We start from the raw sequence: 18,525 nt of genomic DNA, 5'->3' as shown, positions 1-18,525 counted from the left end.
TTGTCGTGAAATCCCATACGCTCAACAACACTCAACAACAAATTAGAAAGTACAAGGAATTGCAATGGATAGATGGTGGACTTGGTGGTTGAAATGGTGGGTTTGGTCAGGGGCCGCCTTCTTTGTGATCATCCTATTTAGTGAACCGCCCCGTCTCTGGTTTTGGCTAGTGCTCTTTGTTTTGGTATTAATTTATGGACTAGAACGCTCACTGAATGCTTAGGTTTGCACAATATTGTCGTGCAGCAAAATTAGCTTGTGGGCAATTTCCTTGAGATCATCCAAAAAAACACTGACTTGCACCACACTGGCGAGGTCATGTTGAAAGGTTGCCCCAGTACCTCGTAACGTTGTCAAGCGGTGGTCTAGATTGGTTAGTGATGCGGATAAGTTTGCCAAAGCCTTTTTGAGGGTATCCCTCTCGATCTCAGTTGAGCTGGAAATTTGCCCCAATTCTCCACAAACTTGATAGGTAGTCTGCATAAGATCCGAAATTTCGGGCCAGAGCATTTGGACAAGGGGCGTGTCACTACTGTGTACTATTAATCCTTCTAAATCTTGGACATCAAGCATTAACGCCTGAATCATGCGATGACAACTCTGCTGACGTTGTAGGGCCGCCTCGTTGCCCATGCCCTGGGACAATTCCAACTGGGCAGAATCCAGTAATTTCCCGTTGTTAGTCAATAAGCGTTTAATCTGGCGAACGGTTTTGTCTAGTTGAGTTGTAGCACCATAATCCGTCCATAATTGTCGATACCACGCGGCGATCGCCGTCAAGGTCATCCCCATTCCCTGCCAAAGCTGAACCGTCGCCGGGGGCGGTGGCAGTAAACGGCTGGCCATCACGCCGATTAACACCCCGCAACTGTTATAGGAAAAGCGTTCCCAATAATACCGATCCAGTCCATCCCCATAATGCCCAATGGACACCATACAAAAACTAACCATTGCCTGGGAAAGAAATTGAGTCTTACCAATGGCGTAATAAAAGAGAACCGTTGTAAATAACCCGATGGCAACCACTAGACTGCTTTCATCCCAACACACCATAAAAATCATCCCAATCAACCCGCCACCGGCAATCCCCCCCAACCGTGCAATACTTTGTTTCAGGGATTCCCCCACCGTCGGACTGTAGGCCACCCAAAAGCCAAATAAAAGATAGTGGGTCAGCAACAATCCCCAGGCATCGGCAATGGCATAGACCAACGCGGACAGGACAGACAATTGTAATAAATACCAATTAAACATTTTCTAAAATTCACAATGCTGGATAAATCATGCTATCTAACGAGACGACGCCATTAATAACGGTATCGATGGTTTATTGTCGGGAGTTGCCCAAGCATTCATTTCCTGACAAATCTTCTCTAAGCGATGGAGCAATCCATAAAAAACAATTAATTCAGATAAGGGTAGATTCGTCAGTTGATGGGCATTTCTGGCTGTCAAAAAATCGGCTTCTAGCTGTTCACGCCCAGCGTTCAGTGTGGATAAATCCCAATGGCTCTGGGGTATAAGCATCACTTTGCCCATTGCCGAAAAAGCCATCACAAACTGCTCAGACAACAGTTTTAAATCTGTTCTCATCTCCGCTGGCAACGCAACCCCTTGACTAGATTGAACCAAACGCAAAATTGCCGATAGATGTAGATAAAGGGTTTGTTGGGTATTGACCACAGCCATCCAATCAGTGGTTTTGCCCAACTGTTGGCCGGTAATATCATATGTGCCGACTTTTAACAATTTCTGACTGGTTTGTAAACTTTTCTGTAAGCCATCTTGGAGCATTTGGGTTGTTTCCCGATCCAAATTTTGGGCAAGATAGCCCTCCAATACCAATGCCATTAATTGTTGGCTACTGTTAAAAAACTGTTTGACTTGCTGCTCTAACCCCTGACGATTAGCCGACGGCCAAAATAATTGATTGATGGTAATTCCCACCGCCATGCCAATCATTTGATCCGAAAATAAATTAAAGGCAAAGGTTATCGGATCAGCTACATTTGCATGGATAATCACCACAGGAAATTTAATCGCCAAGCCAAAAAATGCACCAATTACCCCTCGGATTTGCAGGTATTGCCAAAAATAACCACTGATCAAAATAAATAAAAAAATAGTCAGGTAATTATTTCCCCACAGAACCGCCCCCAGGGCTCCCAGGATATAAACCCCCACCGACATCAGCGTTAATTGAGTTAGGGCAGACCAACTCACCCCCAGATTAAAGACCGCAAAAACACAGCCCATTAAGGGAGCTAACTTAGGAGTGAAATCCAAGCTTTGGCAAACAACCCAAGCGAAAGATCCCCCAAAAGCGGCTTTAATAGCTAATTGCAACGGTTGGGGAATCATAAGCAAGACATTAATCGGGTCAGGAATGAAACAAGATACATAGATGAATTCCTAAAAAAATAATTGGGGTAAATTTTATTGGCCAGGGATTTCGTCCGTATTATCGGAATCATCATTGATGTTAAACCAGCTTTCAGAAATGCGTTTAAATCGCAACTGGGTGTCAACATCAAAAATTGCTTTGTTTAATGGTTGAGTAAGAGGGCTATTCGGAGTGAGGGCGATGCTAAAATTTTCGATACCGATGCCAAAACTTGCAATTTGATAGGGGAGTTGCGGATTTTGCTCTAAGTGATTTTCCAAAAAAAAGCGGGAATACATCACACCTGCTACTTTTTTTTGATCTAACAAGGCGATCGCCGAAGTAAAGTTTTTTACTGGATAAATTTTGGCATGATAATATCGCGCCCATTGTTCTGCTGTTGAGTCGGCGATGACGGCAATCCTAGCATTGCCTAAATCCCCAGGGCGACGAAATTGTTCCGTCGTGGATTGGGAAATTGCCAACGTTAACGTCGTTGCAATGCCCGCCGTTAATGAACTAACAATGGCGACAGAAATAATGGCCCACCCGCCGGCAACCGTGCGTCCCAACGGGGTAATCGGATAACGATCGCCGTAGCCCACGGTGGTAAACGTCGCTACGGCACACCAGATCCCCTCCCTAACGCCTTTTGTGTATTGCGGCGGAAACTGCTCGGGATTACGGCGAAACTCCGTCAGCCAAAGCAAATGCCCCACTACCACTAAGCAAAGATAAATTACCCCGACGGAAGAAATAAATGCCCAGCCAAAAAACGGTCGGATCGTGCTCCACAGGTTATGGCGAGAAGAGTGAACTAACAAGGTTAACTCATCCTGGGCGATCGGTTGGGTGAAATCAAACTTTTCTAACCGCTCCTGGGTCACCGTCACCGTTCCAAGGACAACATCAACGTCACCTGAACCCAAGTAAAGTAGTGCATCAGGAACGGAAGGATAGGATACTATTTCATAGTTAAGCTGGAGTTTATTGGCCACTTCCTGCCAAATTTCCACTGCAATGCCCTGAATTTGTCCGGCCTCGGAAAGTACAACCACTGGGGCATCCCCTGCAAAGCCAACCCGCAATCCAGGGGGCGACGGCAAAGGCGATGGTAATGGTTGAGTCAGATCATCTTGAGCCTTGATAGATGGGGGAATCAAAAATGGATAACTCAAAACAATGGCAATCAAAAAATGACGAATCAACATCAACATAAATTATATTTAATACTTTTCAAAAGATAGTAGAAGTAATCTTAAATAATTGATGGTGTTATTCATGTAGTCAAATTATAACAAGGTTAACTTTAAATCCTTATTATAATGGTTGAGAAATACAGAATTGCAGATTCATGATTGAAGAAGTTTTTAGAAAATGAAAGGCACTTCCTGAACAATCTTGAGCATCTTTATCTTAAGGTATTATTAAATCTTTCTACGGCGGATTTCACATCTAAGCTCGACTTTATCCAAATTCTCTAAAGCCCAAACGAGAGAGTGAGGTTTTTAGATGTATTACTTTAGGACCTTCTCAACATTGCCATCAAACAGCGACATTTGAAAAGTCAGAAGCATTACCCTGAGAGACTTTTAGAATAATTGCCAAGGTTTTTTAAAATCGACAAAGTCGAGCTAAGAGCGTGTTTTAACTCCCCCCTGCTCCCCCAAATTTGGGTTAGGCTGTCGATAATTTTTAGGTTAATCCGAGGGACTCTTCCAAAGAACCAATAACCACTTCCGCCACCTGCTGAATGCGGAAACGACATGCTAGAGTCTCAGTCGAGTTGAAACTGCCATTTTCCCAAAACTTATTACTGCCAGCACCGCCGCCACATAGGCCGAAATAGTCACAGGTTTGGCGACATTTTTCTACCCCCTCGGTCATGTCGTAATAAATGCGCTGGAATTTTTCCGTTTGACAGACACATTCAAAGGAATCCGTTAACACATTCCCCAAAATAAAATCACCATACTGGGGCGTTTTAATGGCTAATAATTCTGGATCAAAGGTGGAAAAATTGCCCTGGTGGTCAATGCTGACAATGGCAAAGGGGCGATTCATATCTGTGTGGTCGAGGCGGTCTTCAGTGTAAATTAGGTTACATAAACATTCAAATTCCCGCACCCGAAACTCTGGCTCGCTGGAGCTGGTCAATTGCCAAAATCTTTCCAAAAATTGTCTATATCTTTGCAAAGTCCCCTCTTTATTAAGGGAAGATTCCGTATTAATGCCTTCCGTTTCTTCCATATTAAAGCCCACATCCAGTAGATTATGATCCCGGAAAAAATGGAAAATTTCATCAGGATAATCTAAAGATTCCTCCGTTAAAACGGCAATAACGCTATGGCAAATATCGTTTTTCTGTAACCATTCAATGCCCCGCATGGTGGCGGCATGACTACCCCGCCCCGTTCTGGTTTTACGGTGTTTATCATGGAGGAAAGCGGGACCGTCGAGGCTAATGCCCACATGGACAGGATATTGTTTAAACAAGTCACACCAAGCTTGGTTGATTAAAATACCATTACTTTGAAAAGAGTGGTCAAACCACAACTGGCGGTGATTATATTTTTCGCCGTAGGCTTCAATCTGGGCAAAGGCTTGGCGGTAAAATTCTAGTCCAGCGGCCAATGGTTCCCCTGCATGCCAACAAAGACTAAAGTTGCTAGTGGTGAATGGGCTGGCAAAAATTGCCTGCATAATTGGCTCCAGCAGTTCCAAGGGCAGATGGTTTTTTAAATGGCGATCGGGTAGGTAACAGTAATCGCAATCTAAATTGCAGTAGGAAGTGGGTTGAATAATAACTAAAGTAGTGGGACCAAATTTAGTTATATCTAAGCTAGAATCAACCGTTGTAGTTTCCTTGACTAAGCCTTGCATAAGCAGTTACCAATTAAAATAAATAGTCGGTTATCGCCATCAAAAAGGCGGTGTACATAACCAAATTGACTTTTGTGTATCGTCCGGATCGATAATTAATTCCGGCGCTAATCCTGATTCCGATGCTTCAGATTCTTTAAAACTAGAACCGAATACTTTTTGCAGTCGGTCCCGGGAAATTTCTATGGGAACATCAAACGTGACAGCATAGACCCCCCAGGTACCAGCCGGGATCATGATTTCTGTGACGGGGAGACCGTAATAGTTAGTTTGAATTTGGTAGTAAGCAAAGTCATCTTCAATTTTTTCAGGGAAAAGATCATCAAAAAATTCCTGACTAGGACGATCAATGCCTTCCCAAGGAGCAATATACATGCCCTCCAGCCGACACTCAGAAAAGCCCTGCATCATATCTTGAAACCTATTGTCAATGGCATCCGACGGGCCGGCCATCAAAGGGGCGATCGCCAGCAATTGATAACCACCAATTACTAGAGCAATCATGGCCGCCGGACAATCAAACATGGCAAAGGAAGAAAAAAACAAATTTGCTTTCCCTTGGTCTCAAGGTTCAGAATCCTTTCTGAGAGGCTGATCCCTTACTACCAACGGTTAACAAAACCGCCGCCACCAACCCGGTTCGCAAAGCCACCGCCATCCCCCCAACCGTTGCCCCAGGGATTATTGATATTGGCAAAACCGCCACCACCACCGCCATCGGCCCAGCCGCCTCGCCCTACATTGGCAAAGCCACCACCGCCAGCGCCATTGCCCCATCCTCCCCGCCGGGCATTACCAAAACCACCGCCACCACCACCCCGGTTAGCAAAACCTGCTTGCAAATCAGCTCGATTGCTGGGGACTTCCTGGGAAGGAAGTTGATTGGCTCGTTGTTGCAGGGCCGCACTCAGGTTATTTAAGCGAGTGGCTAGGGGATTATGGGGATTAGCTTCTAGGGCGGAGCTGGGTTCTGCCACTGTCCCGATCGCCGTGAGGGCAAGAACGAATGCCATCCAGCTAGAGCAGTTATTGATGGACATAGATATTTCTCCCGGATTGATGAGGTGATAGCAGAAAAGGACAGGTCAGACTTCAATGATAAGCTCTACCAACGGTTGATGAAGCCGCCCCCGTTGGGCCAACGACGGTTATAGAAACCGCCCCGATCGCCCCAGCCATTACGCCAGGGATTAACATTACCCCAGCCACCGCCGCCGCCCCCATTGCCCCAGCCGCCCCGGCCTAAGTTGACAAAGGTACCGCCGCCCCGTCCATTACCCCAACCGATTGCCACTTGGGGGGGGACTTCCGGAGAGGGGGCAACACTGCCGAGGAGATTGGTGGAATCAGCTTTATTGCTAATGGTGGAGTGGATACGGGCAATACGGGATTCGATGGTGCCACTTTGACTGGAGACATCATTGTCGACCACGGCGGCTTCAGCAGGGGAGGATGCCACACTGGCGATCGCCACGAGGAAAGCAGTCCAGCCAAGTTGGTTAGAGTTCATGACAAATACCTAAAAATCGACAAAAACAATGGGGCTAGGGATTGGGACGAGGCAAGGTCGGAACAGCCCCCAAAAGGTACCAACCAAATTACCATCCATCAAAATCAACCTCATTTACTGGCCATTTTTGGGTTCCATCACCTGCTCGTGGGTAATCACCAGGTAATTAAAGAACTGACGGAGATTGTCATTGTCCACTGGCACAATTCCCTCGGTACCAATCCATTTGTCAACGATGGCCACGTCTTCCGGATCGCCCTGGACATAGCCCTCCGCTAGCCGCACCAGAGCCCGATTAGCCAAGCGCAAAAAGCTGGGATTGCCCTCCCGCACCATACAACCGACCCCATACCTAATTTGCGCCGGTTGGGGAATAATTTTGGTGTCAGGCATATCCAATACCTGCCTTAGGCCTGCTAGTTGAATACCGTCCGCCGCCACTGCATCCACTGTGCCCTTTTTAAGGGCTTCCATGCCGGCCCGCACACTGGGAACGGGCACCACTTCGATGTCAGCTTGGGCAATTTTCACTGCATCCTCCACAATGGTGTTGGGCACCAGGGCCACCCGCCGTCCCATTAACGTTTCGGGAGAATTGATCGGGGTGTCATTGGGCACAAGTAGTTGGACACCAGCCACTGCATAGCTAGCGGTAAAGTCAACGTAGCGGTCCCGCTCCCAGGTAAAGGCGGTATTACAGACAATGTCTAGCTCACCGTTTTTGACCTTGGGCAGGGCATCTTTCATATCTTGTACTTCCACAATTTGCAGAACCACTTCCCGCCCCAATTCCTTACCCACTTCCTCCCGGATGCGATCGGCAATGTCAATGGAGTAGCCCACCACCTCATTGTTTTCGTTGATATAGGAGAAGGGCACAGTGTCCAGGTTTGCCCCAATGGTTAGATTACCCGTGCGAATAATTTTCTCCATTACGGTTTCGGCGATCGCCGCCTGGGCACCCACCGTGGCGAGTAACAGTCCAATGAAGGTGGCTGACAACTGCTTCAACATGGCATTAATTAACCCAAAAGTTTGCGTCCAGTCTAATATAGACCGGCTTTTGTCTGGGTAAAGTAAAGAACTATTACAAATAAAAAACCATATTTTTATTCCTATTTTTATCTTTGTCCATGACACTTGGTATTCTCTATGGCGTTAGTGTGGGCCCCGGCGATCCGGAGCTAATTACCCTCAAGGGGTTAAAAACTCTGCAAGCTTGTCCCGTGGTGGCTTTTCCCGCTGGACTCCAAGGGAGATCGGGGGTTGCCGAGGGAATTATTACCCCCCATCTTCTCCCAGAACAAATTTCCTTGCCCTTAAAATTTCCCTATGTGCAAAAGGAAGAGATTCTAGAAAAGGCCTGGGAAGAGGCAGCAGCAAAAGTTTGGCCCTATTTAGAAAAAGGAGTAGATGTGGCCTTTGCCTGCGAAGGAGACATCAGCTTTTACAGCACCTTCACCTACCTTGCCCAGACGTTAAAAAGTAACCATCCCCAGTTGGTGATCAACTACATCGCTGGGGTGAGTTCCCCCTTTGCCGGAGCTTCCGCCCTGGGCTTACCCCTCACTTGCCAGGAAGAAAAATTAGCAATTTTGCCGGCATTATATTGCCCAGAAGAATTGGAAAAAGCGTTGGATTGGGCAGAGGCGGTGGTATTGATGAAAGTGCGAATGGTGTATGAACAGGTGTGGGAAATTTTAGCTAAAAGGGAACTATTAGACCAGACCTGGGTGCTGGAAAAAATTTCTACCACCGAGGAAAAAATTTATCATCCCCTTAGTAACTATCCCCAGTTGTCCCTATCCTATTTTTCTCTGATGTTGATCAAGCAAAACCAAAATAAAATTCGGAAAAATTAACGGAGAAAATTTTCGATCATAATGCCTTCTTTGCGGCCATGATCTGTTTGGCGATCGTAATCCAGATCCCTTTGGCGGTAACGCTGGATAATCTGTTGAGCAGTGCTTTCAGCTTTGGTTTCTAAACCCTTACAGTTGGGAAATGGACCCAAGTTCAGTAAAGCTTTTTCAATGGATCTAGCTGCATAAAGGCCAGAATTTTTGTGGTTTTCCTCATGCTTAAAGAGGGCGGCTAAGTAGCGATTAAAAACTCGTCGGGCTTCTGGATCAGTGGGGTGATTAGTAGGAATGCGGGGCAGGGTATAGGTAACATCGAGGTTGGTGGTAACGGTGGTGATTTGACATTGTTGGGCCGTGGACCACCATTGATACTGCCAGCGCACTAACCATTGAGTGTAACCACGATACCGTTTTCCCTGAAAAATAATTGGGCTACGTCGATTTAATTCATCGTTTAAGTCCCATTTAGTTTTTGGGTAAATGGAGTAGTATTTGTACTCGACTTTAACAATGGGTTCCGCTTCTACTCTGGCTGTCCAAAGCAGTCCCAAAATTATCATTAATGGGCCAAGCAATGCTGGTTTAACATACATTTTCCTCAGCCTGTCCACCGTTGGTAATGGTTACCTCAATTTAGTAATGGTTGCGCCCTTGGTATCAATGGGCAAACAATGGCTTTCGGCCTCAATGCCGGCATTATGCCAGGTTTCCACTAGGGTGGAAGCGACTTGGGGAGCCCGGACTTCGTCGGCGATCGCCAATAGGGTGGGGCCGGCACCGCTAATCACTAGGTTGTAGGCCCCGGCGGCTAGGGCGGCTTGGTGGAGTTGGTCGTAGGCAGGGATTAAACTCTGGCGATAGGGTTGATGGATTTGATCCTGGAGAGCTAGGGCCAACCAGTCCCCCCGACTTTGGTTAAAAGCCTGTACCAATAGCGCTAGGTGGGAAGCATTAAAAATAGCGGCACTACGGTCATACTGATGGGGAAGAACAGCCCGGGCGGCTTCAGTGGATAGTTCAAAATTGGGAATGGCCAACACTGGGACAAATTGGCTCGGCCAATCTAGGGCAACCAATTGCCAATGGTCACCATTTTTGACGGCCAACTGACAACCCCCCAATAGGGCCGGGGCCACATTGTCGGGATGCCCTTCCATGGCGATCGCCATCTGCAAAATTTCTTCCTCAGTACAAGGATTACCCGCCGCCTGATTGGCCGCCAATAATCCCCCCACAATGGCCGTGGCCGAACTGCCCAAACCCCGTGCCAAAGGAATTTCTAAGTCAATCTCTAGTTTTAGGGGAGGTACGGCCTGCCCGATTTGTTGATAAAAATAGGCAATGGCTTGGTAGAGTAAATTGTCTTTGTCAGTGCTGATTTTTTCTCCGTCCCTGCCCCGGGCTTCGATCAATAAATCAACTTCCGGATCCGTCGGGCTGGTCACCGTCACATGGTTATATAACCCCAGGGCCGCCCCCAAACAATCAAAGCCTGGGCCAATATTGGCGGTGGTGGCGGGCACAGAAACGGTGAAGCTGACCATGGCAAATAGCAGAAAAAATGGGGATTAATGCTCTGGCATTATCAGGCTTGGTCTGGGCCAGAGGCAATAGTGGGCTGACCGGCAGTCCAACCCATCGGCGATCGCCTAGTGGCTATGATTAATTTCTGCTGAGCCGAAAATAGTTCATCAGGGCTATGGCTAACTGGCTGGATGGCCATGTGGTAATGGGGTTAATGGGACTAAAATATCCATCTATTCAGCCAATGATGATTTATTAATATTTACTTATATTCATTTGGGGAGTAAAGCTTAGCCAATGGAATCCACTGGGAAAATATCGAACGTAGCAGAAAAAGTTTTTGCCATTGCGGATCAATTTGATCACCAGGGAAAAATTATCCAGATCAAATCCTTTGGCAACGGCAATATTAATGACACTTTTTTGGTGGATTTAGATGGCGAAACCCAGACTAGTTTTGTTTTGCAAAGGATCAATCACGAGGTATTTAAAAATCCAGCGGCGGTGATGGGTAATATGGTCAAGGTAACTACCCATATTAAGCAAAAATTACAACGGCATCCCCTGGAACGTCCTTGGTTAATGCCGGAAGTGATTTTAACTAAAAATAATCAGGACCATTGGGATTCGGGCACTGGCGAATTTTGGCGGGCCATAAGTTTCATTGCCGGTTCAGAATCCTTTGACACCCTGACCAACCCAGCCCAGGCCAGGGAAGTGGGCACAGCCCTAGGCATTTTCCATCAACTGCTGAGCGATCTTTCCCCTAGTAAATTAGTCGATACCCTGCCAGGATTTCACCATACCCCTGTTTACCTGGAACAGTATCAGCAGGCATTGGCCCAGAGCCCAAGGCTAACGGGAGCATTAAGCCGAGAAATTAACCATTGCCAGAGGGTGATTGAAACCTGGATTGGCCGCTGTGCCGTGTTGGAACAAGCTAAAGCCAAAGGGCAATTACCCCTGCGTTTAATGCACGGCGATCCTAAAGTTAATAATATTTTGTTCGATCGCCAATCGGGACAAGCGGTCAGCGTGATTGATTTAGATACCACTAAACCAGGCTTAATCCATTACGATTTGGGTGATTGTTTACGTTCCGGTTGTAACCTGTTGGGGGAAGAAACGGAAAATTGGTCAGCGGTGGAATTTGATCTAGACCTCTGTCGCGCAATTTTGGCGGGTTATTTACCCCAATGTCAACATTTTCTCACCTCTGCTGATTACGATTATTTGTTTCCCGCCATTGCCCTCATCAGCTTTGAGTTGGGACTGCGGTTCTTCACCGATTACCTCAACGGCGATCGCTATTTCAAAGTTAAATATCCTGAGCACAATCTAATCAGAGCTTTGGTGCAATTCCAGTTAGCCAGCGACATTCAAAGCCAAGAGGATGCCATTGGTCGGATGATTAATGACATTAGGGGCTGAAGCCTTTTTCTGACAACGAGGCGTCCTTGCCACCGCTCAGTTTGCCACGGTTATGGGTAGTGAACTGCGGTTTTGCAAGCTCTTTTGGCTAACCGATAACTGTTAACTGTCTCCCAAATGGCATTGCACAGCGCTGGTGAGTTGTGCCGACCAGTGGGCTGCCGTCTCCGCACAGGCCGCCTCCACCATGACTCGAATCAGGGGTTCCGTGCCCGAAGCCCGCACTAAAATTCTTCCTGTGTCGCCCATGGACTCTTCCGCCGTGGCGATCGCCTGTTGCAAAGAGGTGCATTCTTGCCAATGCAAACGACGCTCCCGGTCTAGCACCCTGATGTTGCGGAGAATTTGGGGATAGGGGTGGAAACTTTCCGCCAGCAGTTCCCCCAGGGATAAACCAGACTGTTGCACTAGGGCGGTTAAGTGCAGGGCCGCCTGCAGGCCATCCCCGGAATAGCTATGGTGATGACAAATAATATGTCCCGACTGCTCTCCTCCCAGCATGGCTCCGGTTTCCCACATTTGGGCTTGGACGTTTTGGTCCCCCACGGCAGTGCGAATTAACTTACCCCCCAACTTCTCCCAGGCCCGCTCGAAGGCCAAGTTGGCCATGACAGTGCCGACAATTAAGTTATCAGGCAGATGATTGCTTTGCTGGAGGGTTTTACCCCACAAAAAGAGAATGTAATCCCCGTCCACTGGGCGGCCTTGGGCATCCACTGCCATCACCCGGTCCGCATCGCCGTCAAAGGCAAAACCTAAATCCGCCCCAGTTTCCCGTACTGCCCTTTGCAAACGGTGTAAATGGGTGGAGCCACAATCGACGTTAATTTGACTGCCATCGGCCAAATCGTGCAGGGCCACCACCTCTGCCCCTAAACTGCGAAAAATATGGGGTGCTAAATTCACCGAAGCCCCCCAGGCCAGATCCAGCACCACTTTTAGTCCCTGAAAATCTAAGGGTTGGGGCAAACTACTTAGCAAAAAATCCTGGTAATGCTGAACGCGCTGGGGTTGGCCGTAGCTGCGACCCCACTGGCTGGTATTGAGAGCAGAAGTTTGGCTTTGGCCCCGTAGTCCGGCTTCGATCGCCATGGCCAGGGATTTAGGCAATTTCAGTCCCTGGTGATCAAAAAACTTGATGCCATTATCTTCCGGTGGGTTATGGCTAGCGGAAATCATGATGCCCCCGATCGCCGCTGTCTTTCTGGTGAGGTAGGCCACGCAGGGAGTAGGACAAAGCCCTAGTTGCCACACCTCCACCCCCGCACTGTTCAAGCCGGCGGCCATGGCGTTGGCGAGCATATCACTGGAAAGGCGAGAATCTTGGCCAATAATCACCGGCCCGGAAACATCAGCGTGGTGCCGCAACACCTGTCCCGCCCAAAAGCCCAAGGATAAAGCCAAAGGCGCTGTCAACAATTCCCCCGCCTTACCCCGAATACCGTCCGTACCAAACAATGGCGATCGGGGCAAACTGAGGCCGAATTCTCCCATCGTTGAAGGCAAAGGCAAATCTAAACCACGGCTGTGGATGGGGGACGCAACCATCTGAAAATTTTCCTCACACAATTCTTCCTCTCAGGATAACTGCTTCGGGAAATTTCAGGTAAATCACGCTCCAGTGGATTGCCTCAGGGGTTGAACGTCCGCTACCCTTAGAACTGTGACGATTTGTAAAAATCCGCCAACTTTTGAAATTCTGATTCCGGCGAAATATGCCCCACACCATTGTTACGGAAACCTGCGAAGGCGTGGCCGATTGTGTAGAAGCCTGCCCCGTAGCCTGCATTCACCCCGGAGACGGGAAAAATACCATTGGCACTGATTGGTACTGGATCGACTTTGCCACCTGCATTGATTGCGGCATTTGTCTCCAGGTCTGTCCAGTGGAGGGGGCTATCCTGCCAGAGGAACGGCCCGATTTACAAAAAAGTCCTGCCTAGGGTTGGGAGAGAGTCAACTGCCCTGGGCTAGCTTAAATACGACTAGTTGACTGATATTCACTGAGTTCCCCGGCCTGGGTCGATCAAACTTTTCCACCCTTTACCTATGTCTGACCTCCTCGTTGTTAAGGATGTATTTGCTGGCTATGTGGCCGATGTGCCCATTTTGCAGGGCATTAATTTTTCCATTGCGCCGGGGGAGTTGGTCACAGTCATTGGTCCCAATGGAGCGGGAAAATCAACCCTAGCCAAAACCATTTTTGGTTTACTGACCCCCAGCCAGGGGGAGATTATTTTTAAGGGTAAAAACATTGCTGGCCTTGGTTCTGACCAAATTGTGCGCCGGGGTATGTGCTATGTGCCCCAGGTTTGTAACGTGTTTGGCAGCCTAACGGTGGCAGAAAATTTAGATATGGGGGCTTTTCTCCACCAGGGCCCCACCCAAACCCTCAAGGACCGCATTTACACCATGTTTCCTAAATTGGCCCAACGCCGTAACCAGAGGGCTGGGACTTTATCAGGCGGGGAACGGCAAATGTTGGCCATGGGTCGGGCTTTGATGTTAGACCCGGATTTGTTGTTGCTAGATGAACCGTCGGCGGCTCTGTCACCCATTTTGGTTAAGGATGTGTTTGCCCAAATTAAGGCGATTAATTCCACTGGTAAGGCGATTATTTTGGTGGAGCAAAATGCCAAACAGGCTTTGATGATGGCTGATCGGGGTTACGTGCTGGAAAATGGCCAGGATAAGTTGGAGGGGTCGGGGCAAAGTCTACTGAATGATCCTTTGGTGGGAGAACTCTATTTGGGGGCGGCCTACCACGCTTAAATTTTTCCAGGATTAGACCGTTTCTGTGGCTAAATAATCGCTAACCGCCCGGTATCTGCAATCCTTCAATGATGTTTTCCCATCTGTGAACAATGACGTTTTTTCCTTACCCATTACCCAGATCGTTTCAGTCCTGACCGATAATCGCCATTATTAATTACCAATTACTTTGCATATTCTTTCCGCCACCAATGTTTTGCAAACCCCCACGGCGATCGCCCTGGGAAACTTTGATGGGGTCCATCGGGGCCATGGGGCGGTGTTGCGTCAGGTGATGGATTTTGCCCAGGGACTGGAACATCCCCTACATTCGGCGGTGGTTAGTTTTAATCCCCATCCCCGCAGTTTTTTCAGTGGGCGCACCCAACCTTTATTGACCCCCTTGCCGGAGAAGGTGGAGCAATTGACGGCGATCGGCATGGAACAGTTGGTGTTGTTACCCTTTACGGAAAACTTAGCCAACCTTAGCCCCAGGCAATTTGTCCAATCTATCCTAGTGGAACAGTTGCAAGCCAAATTTATCAGCGTCGGCCAGGATTTTTGCTTTGGTCATCAACGGCGGGGCAATGTGCAGGATTTACAAAACCTCGGCCAAGAATTTGGCATCACCGTGGCGATCGCCCAGTTGGAACAAACGGATACGGAAAGGATTAGTAGTTCGCGCATTCGCCGCGCCCTAAAGGAAGGCAAGTTAGCCATGGCCAATCAGTTGTTGGGAAGGCCCTATGCCCTGCGGGGGACGGTGGTGCAGGGACAGCAATTGGGTCGTAAATTGGGCTTTCCCACCGCTAATCTTTGTTTACCGGAAGATAAGCTCTGGCCCAAGTATGGAGTTTATGCGGGTTGGGTCAACTTAGATGCCTTAGCTGTGCCCATACCAGCGGTAATTAACCTTGGCGATCGCCCCACAGTCAACGGGCAGGAACCTTCAGCGGAAGTGCATCTCCTGCAATGGTCAGGGGATTTATACGGCCAAGGCCTGGAGGTGGCTTTGACCCACTATCTCCGGGCCGAAACAAAATTTGCTGGCTTGGACCAGCTAAAAAATCAGATCAGTCAGGATTGTCGCCGGGCAGAAAAATTACTTAATCTGGATGGGGCTATGACCTAACGGCCCTAATCTAGGCAAGGGGATCGGCACTGGGGGGAGTCGGAGACGCGGAAAGTAAATTCCTCAGACCCAAAGCGCCAAAGGCGGCAAAACCAATGGAGAGCATTAAACTGCTTAGTCCCACCCGTAAACCTTGCTTGAGGGCTTGATTAGAGGCTTGGCTTTCCACTTTTTGCCGTTGCTCCGCCACCTGGGTTTCCAAATTAGTTTTAATTTCTTCCATCTTTGCCTTCAGGGCGGCCGGGTCTTTAGACATTTCCTGGAGACCTTTGAGTTCGTTCACTTGGCGCTCAATATTAGCTAACTGCTCTTGGTTTAAGGGATTCCCATTCGCCTGACCGGCCGCTAACAGTTGCTCCCCTTCTTTGATTTGTTGTTCCAATGCTTCTGGATTTTGGGACAGGGCATCAAATTGCCTGAGGGCCCCTTCCACCTGTTGTTGCCCCTGGCCGATCTGGGTTTCTAGTTGGGCCAACTCCGCTGTTTTAATTTGGTTCACATTGGTCAAATGTATGGGGATCAACAATAAAAAGACTAATCCCAAGGCGATCGCCAAAATATAAACCGGCATCCGTAAATCAAAACCACCTTTGGGGGACGTCGTAGCGGTTTTCGCCATGGTATCCACCAAGTAACCAAGGGAAATCAACCCCATACCCAACATGGGCACTATGCCCCGGTCGACAATGCCCGTTATCGTTGTCAACTGCCACTGGGGATCAGCCATTTGCAGAGGGAAAATGAGGCTAACAAAATCCAGCAGGGCAATGAGGACGAAAATAACGCCGAACAACTTCAACGTCAGGGCGGTAAAGGCAGGGATGTTCATAGATTCCAGAGAGCAACGCAATATACTATACGCCATCTTAGCTAAGCACTTTCCTAGCACGGGGGGCAATGGTAGCGTTGGTGCCGCCTCCCATTGGCGGTTTAAACAAGATCCAAGATCAAAGTTAGATGGTCTAGATTAGATTAGGCGAATTAAGCCAACGTCCACCAAATTATTTTCCATTTTGCCATTGCCCATGAGTCTCCCCGCACCGGAAACCCCCCTCTATAACCATCCCCTGCCCCAACTAGAACGCTGGCTCATGGCCCTGGGGTGTCAGCAAGACCGTGGCGATCGCCATTGTTGGATGCTTAAGCAAGGGGATTGGGATGCGGAACTGAGTTTGGACACGGAGGAATTAGTCATCTGCTACTTCCCCCAGCAACCCCAGCGCCAAGTGGTGCGGAGCTTTAAATACTCCCTCAGCCGACAAGATGTGGAAGCCGCGGTACTGGAAGGGCCTTAGGTTTTACCACGGGGAGATATGGTTTACCCCCATCCCTCCAGCACAAACAGCAAAAAGCAGTAACAACCCCCAGGAAATTGTCACTGCTCCAACCAAAAACATCGTTTCGGGAATCCTGGCGATCGCCAGTTATGGTTAGTGGGTTGGGGTTACTGTCCCCTAGTCATCATAAATACGGCACTCGGCGGCGTCGGGGTTTTCGTCACAGAATTTTTCTAGGGGGGTTTGGGCGGGATGTTGTTGACGTTGGTGGGCGGCTTCCGCTTCTAGCTCTTCCACAGCGTCCCAGGCTGCAGCGCACTCCGCCGGAGAAGCTTCATCGGCACCGCAAACTTGTCTAGCGTTGGCTAGCTCCTGTTCGATTTTTTCTTGAATATTGCTCATAAAGTTTAACCGCCTACGATTATCTACAGAGAGTAAGGCTCATTCATGTTAGCGAATTTGGTTGGCTTTGGGTAGAAGAAACCACAACGGTAATATGCGGTTTTCCTCACTTTGCCAACCCTAACTTACCCCATCGGGCCCAAGGGGGCCACCGCCGGGGATAGTATTAAGAATTGTGAAAATAATCACAACAGTTTCCTAGGGGAAAGCATTGGGTCAACTAAACCAATCCCCAAGTTTAATTAAGTTTAATTTCGCTCATAGGTCAACCACCACCATGGACAAGCCACGTATCCTTTCCGGAGTTCAGCCCACGGGGAATCTGCACCTAGGCAACTATCTGGGAGCTATCCGTAGCTGGGTCGAACAACAGCAACATTACGATAACTTTTTTTGTGTGGTGGACCTCCATGCCATCACGGTGCCCCATAACCCTCAAACCTTAGCCCAGGATACCCTCACCATTGCGGCGTTGTACCTCGCCTGTGGCATTGATTTGCAGTATTCGACTATTTTTGTCCAGTCCCATGTGTCGGCCCACAGTGAATTGGCCTGGTTGCTCAACTGCGTCACCCCCCTCAATTGGCTAGAACGCATGATTCAGTTTAAAGAAAAGGCCGTTAAACAGGGGGAAAACGTTAGCGTGGGGCTACTGGACTATCCCGTACTAATGGCGGCGGATATTTTGCTCTATGACGCTGATAAGGTGCCAGTGGGGGAAGACCAAAAGCAACATTTGGAACTGACTCGAGACATTGTGATTCGCATTAACGACAAGTTTGGCCGGGAAGATACGCCGGTGTTGAAGTTACCGGAACCCTTAATTCGCAAAGAGGGAGCTAGGGTGATGAGCTTGGCCGATGGCAACAAAAAAATGTCTAAATCCGATGAGTCGGAACTGAGTCGCATTAACCTGTTAGACCCACCGGAGGTGATCCAAAAGAAAATTAAAAAATGTAAAACCGATCCCCAACGGGGTTTATGGTTCGACGATCCGGAGCGTCCGGAATGTCACAACTTACTGACTTTGTACACTCTGTTGAGTAACCAAACTAAGAAAGCGGTGGCGAAGGAATGTGCCGAGATGGGTTGGGGTCAATTCAAGCCCCTACTGACCGAAACGGCGATCGCCGCCCTCGAACCAATTCAAGCAAAATATGCGGAAATTTTGGCTGATCGGGGGGAATTGGACCGCATCATCCAAGCTGGTAACGCCAAAGCCAGTCACACGGCCCACCAAACCTTGACTAGGGTGCGGGAAGCCCTAGGATTTTTACCAGATCCCCACCACCCCCAATAATTTGGGAAAACAGGAGCCGTGTTAGGATGAAGTTTGGGATGCGCCTCCACGGCCTAACATTTCCTGTGCA

At 48.5% G+C, this 18,525-nt stretch carries 22 protein-coding genes and 1 pseudogene; 8 read left to right on the top strand and 15 right to left on the bottom strand.

Features of this window, described 5'->3' with window-relative positions:
* Positions 1-64 precede the first annotated feature (64 nt).
* Positions 65-223, top strand: coding sequence for a hypothetical protein (locus H6G45_RS15995; RefSeq protein WP_190599388.1), 159 nt, complete (start codon positions 65-67; stop codon positions 221-223).
* Here the strand turns inward: H6G45_RS15995 and H6G45_RS15990 are convergent.
* The 9 genes and pseudogenes from H6G45_RS15990 to grrP form a co-directional block, all read right to left on the bottom strand.
* The gene (locus tag H6G45_RS15990) at positions 220-1,254 is read right to left on the bottom strand and encodes an FUSC family protein (RefSeq protein WP_190599387.1); all 1,035 of its coding nucleotides are present in this window, start codon (positions 1,252-1,254) and stop codon (positions 220-222) included. The genes H6G45_RS15995 and H6G45_RS15990 overlap by 4 nt on opposite strands.
* A 36-nt stretch (positions 1,255-1,290) precedes the next feature.
* Complete coding sequence (locus H6G45_RS15985; RefSeq protein WP_190599386.1) at positions 1,291-2,361, bottom strand: hypothetical protein; 1,071 nt, start codon at positions 2,359-2,361, stop codon at positions 1,291-1,293.
* Between the two features lie 75 nt (positions 2,362-2,436).
* Positions 2,437-3,594, bottom strand: a complete 1,158-nt coding sequence (locus H6G45_RS15980) for a transporter substrate-binding domain-containing protein (RefSeq protein ID WP_190599385.1) — start codon at positions 3,592-3,594, stop codon at positions 2,437-2,439.
* Between the two features lie 81 nt (positions 3,595-3,675).
* Positions 3,676-3,830: pseudogene (locus H6G45_RS19645) on the bottom strand (IS1 family transposase); the annotation flags it as partial.
* 248 nt (positions 3,831-4,078) lie between these two features.
* Complete coding sequence (gene grrM / locus H6G45_RS15975; protein ID WP_190599384.1) at positions 4,079-5,266, bottom strand: cyclophane-forming radical SAM/SPASM peptide maturase GrrM/OscB; 1,188 nt, start codon at positions 5,264-5,266, stop codon at positions 4,079-4,081.
* A gap of 39 nt (positions 5,267-5,305) precedes the next feature.
* Positions 5,306-5,791, bottom strand: coding sequence for a hypothetical protein (locus tag H6G45_RS15970; protein WP_242018205.1), 486 nt, complete (start codon positions 5,789-5,791; stop codon positions 5,306-5,308).
* Between the two features lie 77 nt (positions 5,792-5,868).
* Complete coding sequence (gene grrA / locus H6G45_RS15965) at positions 5,869-6,306, bottom strand: GrrA/OscA1 family cyclophane-containing rSAM-modified RiPP (protein ID WP_190599383.1); 438 nt, start codon at positions 6,304-6,306, stop codon at positions 5,869-5,871.
* Positions 6,307-6,371: 65 nt separating this feature from the next.
* Entirely contained in the window at positions 6,372-6,776 is a 405-nt protein-coding gene (gene grrA / locus H6G45_RS15960) for a GrrA/OscA1 family cyclophane-containing rSAM-modified RiPP (protein ID WP_190599382.1), read from the bottom strand.
* A gap of 114 nt (positions 6,777-6,890) precedes the next feature.
* Positions 6,891-7,790 carry an extracellular substrate binding-like orphan protein GrrP gene (gene grrP / locus H6G45_RS15955; RefSeq protein WP_190599381.1) on the bottom strand — a complete coding sequence of 300 codons (900 nt, stop codon included), beginning with the start codon at positions 7,788-7,790 and terminating at the stop codon, positions 6,891-6,893.
* A gap of 119 nt (positions 7,791-7,909) precedes the next feature.
* On the opposite strand from grrP, the gene H6G45_RS15950 reads away from it, so the two are divergent.
* Complete coding sequence (locus H6G45_RS15950; protein ID WP_190599380.1) at positions 7,910-8,638, top strand: precorrin-2 C(20)-methyltransferase; 729 nt, start codon at positions 7,910-7,912, stop codon at positions 8,636-8,638.
* On the opposite strand, the gene H6G45_RS15945 is transcribed toward H6G45_RS15950, so the two are convergent.
* The 3 genes from H6G45_RS15945 to H6G45_RS15935 all read right to left on the bottom strand — a co-directional run bounded on the left by H6G45_RS15945 (position 8,635) and on the right by H6G45_RS15935 (position 10,361).
* Entirely contained in the window at positions 8,635-9,198 is a 564-nt protein-coding gene (locus H6G45_RS15945; RefSeq protein WP_242018204.1) for a DUF922 domain-containing protein, read from the bottom strand. The two genes, H6G45_RS15950 and H6G45_RS15945, sit on opposite strands and share 4 nt — an antisense overlap.
* Before the next feature lie 63 nt (positions 9,199-9,261).
* Entirely contained in the window at positions 9,262-10,182 is a 921-nt protein-coding gene (gene thrB, locus H6G45_RS15940; protein ID WP_190599378.1) for a homoserine kinase, read from the bottom strand.
* A 41-nt stretch (positions 10,183-10,223) separates the two neighbouring features.
* Positions 10,224-10,361 (bottom strand): hypothetical protein, encoded by a 138-nt coding sequence (locus H6G45_RS15935; protein ID WP_190599377.1) that lies wholly within the window; start codon positions 10,359-10,361, stop codon positions 10,224-10,226.
* 98 nt (positions 10,362-10,459) lie between these two features.
* Between H6G45_RS15935 and H6G45_RS15930 the strand changes: the two genes are divergently transcribed.
* A complete protein-coding gene (locus H6G45_RS15930) occupies positions 10,460-11,593 on the top strand; it encodes an aminoglycoside phosphotransferase family protein (protein ID WP_190599376.1) in 1,134 nt (377 codons plus the stop codon).
* A 102-nt stretch (positions 11,594-11,695) separates the two neighbouring features.
* Here H6G45_RS15930 and glmM read toward each other — a convergent pair whose 3' ends face one another.
* The gene (gene glmM, locus H6G45_RS15925) at positions 11,696-13,141 is read right to left on the bottom strand and encodes a phosphoglucosamine mutase (RefSeq protein ID WP_190599375.1); all 1,446 of its coding nucleotides are present in this window, start codon (positions 13,139-13,141) and stop codon (positions 11,696-11,698) included.
* Positions 13,142-13,308: 167 nt separating this feature from the next.
* Between glmM and H6G45_RS15920 the strand changes: the two genes are divergently transcribed.
* The 3 genes from H6G45_RS15920 to ribF all read left to right on the top strand — a co-directional run bounded on the left by H6G45_RS15920 (position 13,309) and on the right by ribF (position 15,476).
* Positions 13,309-13,536, top strand: a complete 228-nt coding sequence (locus tag H6G45_RS15920) for a ferredoxin family protein (protein ID WP_010872324.1) — start codon at positions 13,309-13,311, stop codon at positions 13,534-13,536.
* A 106-nt stretch (positions 13,537-13,642) separates the two neighbouring features.
* On the top strand, positions 13,643-14,365 hold the full coding sequence (locus H6G45_RS15915) for an ABC transporter ATP-binding protein (protein ID WP_190599374.1): 723 nt from the start codon (positions 13,643-13,645) through the stop codon (positions 14,363-14,365).
* A gap of 169 nt (positions 14,366-14,534) precedes the next feature.
* The gene (ribF, locus tag H6G45_RS15910) at positions 14,535-15,476 is read left to right on the top strand and encodes a riboflavin biosynthesis protein RibF (RefSeq protein ID WP_190599373.1); all 942 of its coding nucleotides are present in this window, start codon (positions 14,535-14,537) and stop codon (positions 15,474-15,476) included.
* Between the two features lie 10 nt (positions 15,477-15,486).
* On the opposite strand, the gene H6G45_RS15905 is transcribed toward ribF, so the two are convergent.
* A complete protein-coding gene (locus H6G45_RS15905) occupies positions 15,487-16,305 on the bottom strand; it encodes an HpsJ family protein (protein ID WP_199309811.1) in 819 nt (272 codons plus the stop codon).
* Between the two features lie 196 nt (positions 16,306-16,501).
* On the opposite strand from H6G45_RS15905, the gene H6G45_RS15900 reads away from it, so the two are divergent.
* Positions 16,502-16,771, top strand: a complete 270-nt coding sequence (locus tag H6G45_RS15900; RefSeq protein ID WP_190599371.1) for a DUF3143 domain-containing protein — start codon at positions 16,502-16,504, stop codon at positions 16,769-16,771.
* Between the two features lie 159 nt (positions 16,772-16,930).
* Here H6G45_RS15900 and H6G45_RS15895 read toward each other — a convergent pair whose 3' ends face one another.
* Positions 16,931-17,155, bottom strand: coding sequence for a Calvin cycle protein CP12 (locus tag H6G45_RS15895; protein WP_190599370.1), 225 nt, complete (start codon positions 17,153-17,155; stop codon positions 16,931-16,933).
* A 277-nt stretch (positions 17,156-17,432) separates the two neighbouring features.
* Here H6G45_RS15895 and trpS point away from each other — a divergent pair, with 277 nt between their 5' ends.
* Positions 17,433-18,455, top strand: a complete 1,023-nt coding sequence (gene trpS, locus H6G45_RS15890; protein ID WP_190599369.1) for a tryptophan--tRNA ligase — start codon at positions 17,433-17,435, stop codon at positions 18,453-18,455.
* Positions 18,456-18,525: the final 70 nt, after the last annotated feature.

The sequence above is a fragment of the Synechocystis sp. FACHB-383 genome, assembly GCF_014698605.1.
In the GTDB taxonomy this organism is placed as follows: Bacteria; Cyanobacteriota; Cyanobacteriia; order Cyanobacteriales; family Microcystaceae; genus Synechocystis; species Synechocystis salina.
This window is presented reverse-complemented; position numbering and strand designations above follow the sequence as displayed.

Bases quoted from the DNA above. Each gene is read 5' to 3' on its own strand.
- H6G45_RS15995 (WP_190599388.1), top strand. From the start codon at position 65: ATGGATAGATGGTGGACTTGGTGGTTGAAATGGTGGGTTTGGTCAGGG.
- H6G45_RS15990 (WP_190599387.1), bottom strand. From the start codon at position 1,254: ATGTTTAATTGGTATTTATTACAATTGTCTGTCCTGTCCGCGTTGGTC.
- H6G45_RS15985 (WP_190599386.1), bottom strand. From the start codon at position 2,361: ATGATTCCCCAACCGTTGCAATTAGCTATTAAAGCCGCTTTTGGGGGA.
- H6G45_RS15980 (WP_190599385.1), bottom strand. From the start codon at position 3,594: ATGTTGATTCGTCATTTTTTGATTGCCATTGTTTTGAGTTATCCATTT.
- grrM (WP_190599384.1), bottom strand. From the start codon at position 5,266: ATGCAAGGCTTAGTCAAGGAAACTACAACGGTTGATTCTAGCTTAGAT.
- H6G45_RS15970 (WP_242018205.1), bottom strand. From the start codon at position 5,791: ATGTTTGATTGTCCGGCGGCCATGATTGCTCTAGTAATTGGTGGTTAT.
- grrA (WP_190599383.1), bottom strand. From the start codon at position 6,306: ATGTCCATCAATAACTGCTCTAGCTGGATGGCATTCGTTCTTGCCCTC.
- grrA (WP_190599382.1), bottom strand. From the start codon at position 6,776: ATGAACTCTAACCAACTTGGCTGGACTGCTTTCCTCGTGGCGATCGCC.
- grrP (WP_190599381.1), bottom strand. From the start codon at position 7,790: ATGTTGAAGCAGTTGTCAGCCACCTTCATTGGACTGTTACTCGCCACG.
- H6G45_RS15950 (WP_190599380.1), top strand. From the start codon at position 7,910: ATGACACTTGGTATTCTCTATGGCGTTAGTGTGGGCCCCGGCGATCCG.
- H6G45_RS15945 (WP_242018204.1), bottom strand. From the start codon at position 9,198: ATGATAATTTTGGGACTGCTTTGGACAGCCAGAGTAGAAGCGGAACCC.
- thrB (WP_190599378.1), bottom strand. From the start codon at position 10,182: ATGGTCAGCTTCACCGTTTCTGTGCCCGCCACCACCGCCAATATTGGC.
- H6G45_RS15935 (WP_190599377.1), bottom strand. From the start codon at position 10,361: ATGGCCATCCAGCCAGTTAGCCATAGCCCTGATGAACTATTTTCGGCT.
- H6G45_RS15930 (WP_190599376.1), top strand. From the start codon at position 10,460: ATGGAATCCACTGGGAAAATATCGAACGTAGCAGAAAAAGTTTTTGCC.
- glmM (WP_190599375.1), bottom strand. From the start codon at position 13,141: ATGGTTGCGTCCCCCATCCACAGCCGTGGTTTAGATTTGCCTTTGCCT.
- H6G45_RS15920 (WP_010872324.1), top strand. From the start codon at position 13,309: ATGCCCCACACCATTGTTACGGAAACCTGCGAAGGCGTGGCCGATTGT.
- H6G45_RS15915 (WP_190599374.1), top strand. From the start codon at position 13,643: ATGTCTGACCTCCTCGTTGTTAAGGATGTATTTGCTGGCTATGTGGCC.
- H6G45_RS15905 (WP_199309811.1), bottom strand. From the start codon at position 16,305: ATGAACATCCCTGCCTTTACCGCCCTGACGTTGAAGTTGTTCGGCGTT.
- H6G45_RS15900 (WP_190599371.1), top strand. From the start codon at position 16,502: ATGAGTCTCCCCGCACCGGAAACCCCCCTCTATAACCATCCCCTGCCC.
- H6G45_RS15895 (WP_190599370.1), bottom strand. From the start codon at position 17,155: ATGAGCAATATTCAAGAAAAAATCGAACAGGAGCTAGCCAACGCTAGA.
- trpS (WP_190599369.1), top strand. From the start codon at position 17,433: ATGGACAAGCCACGTATCCTTTCCGGAGTTCAGCCCACGGGGAATCTG.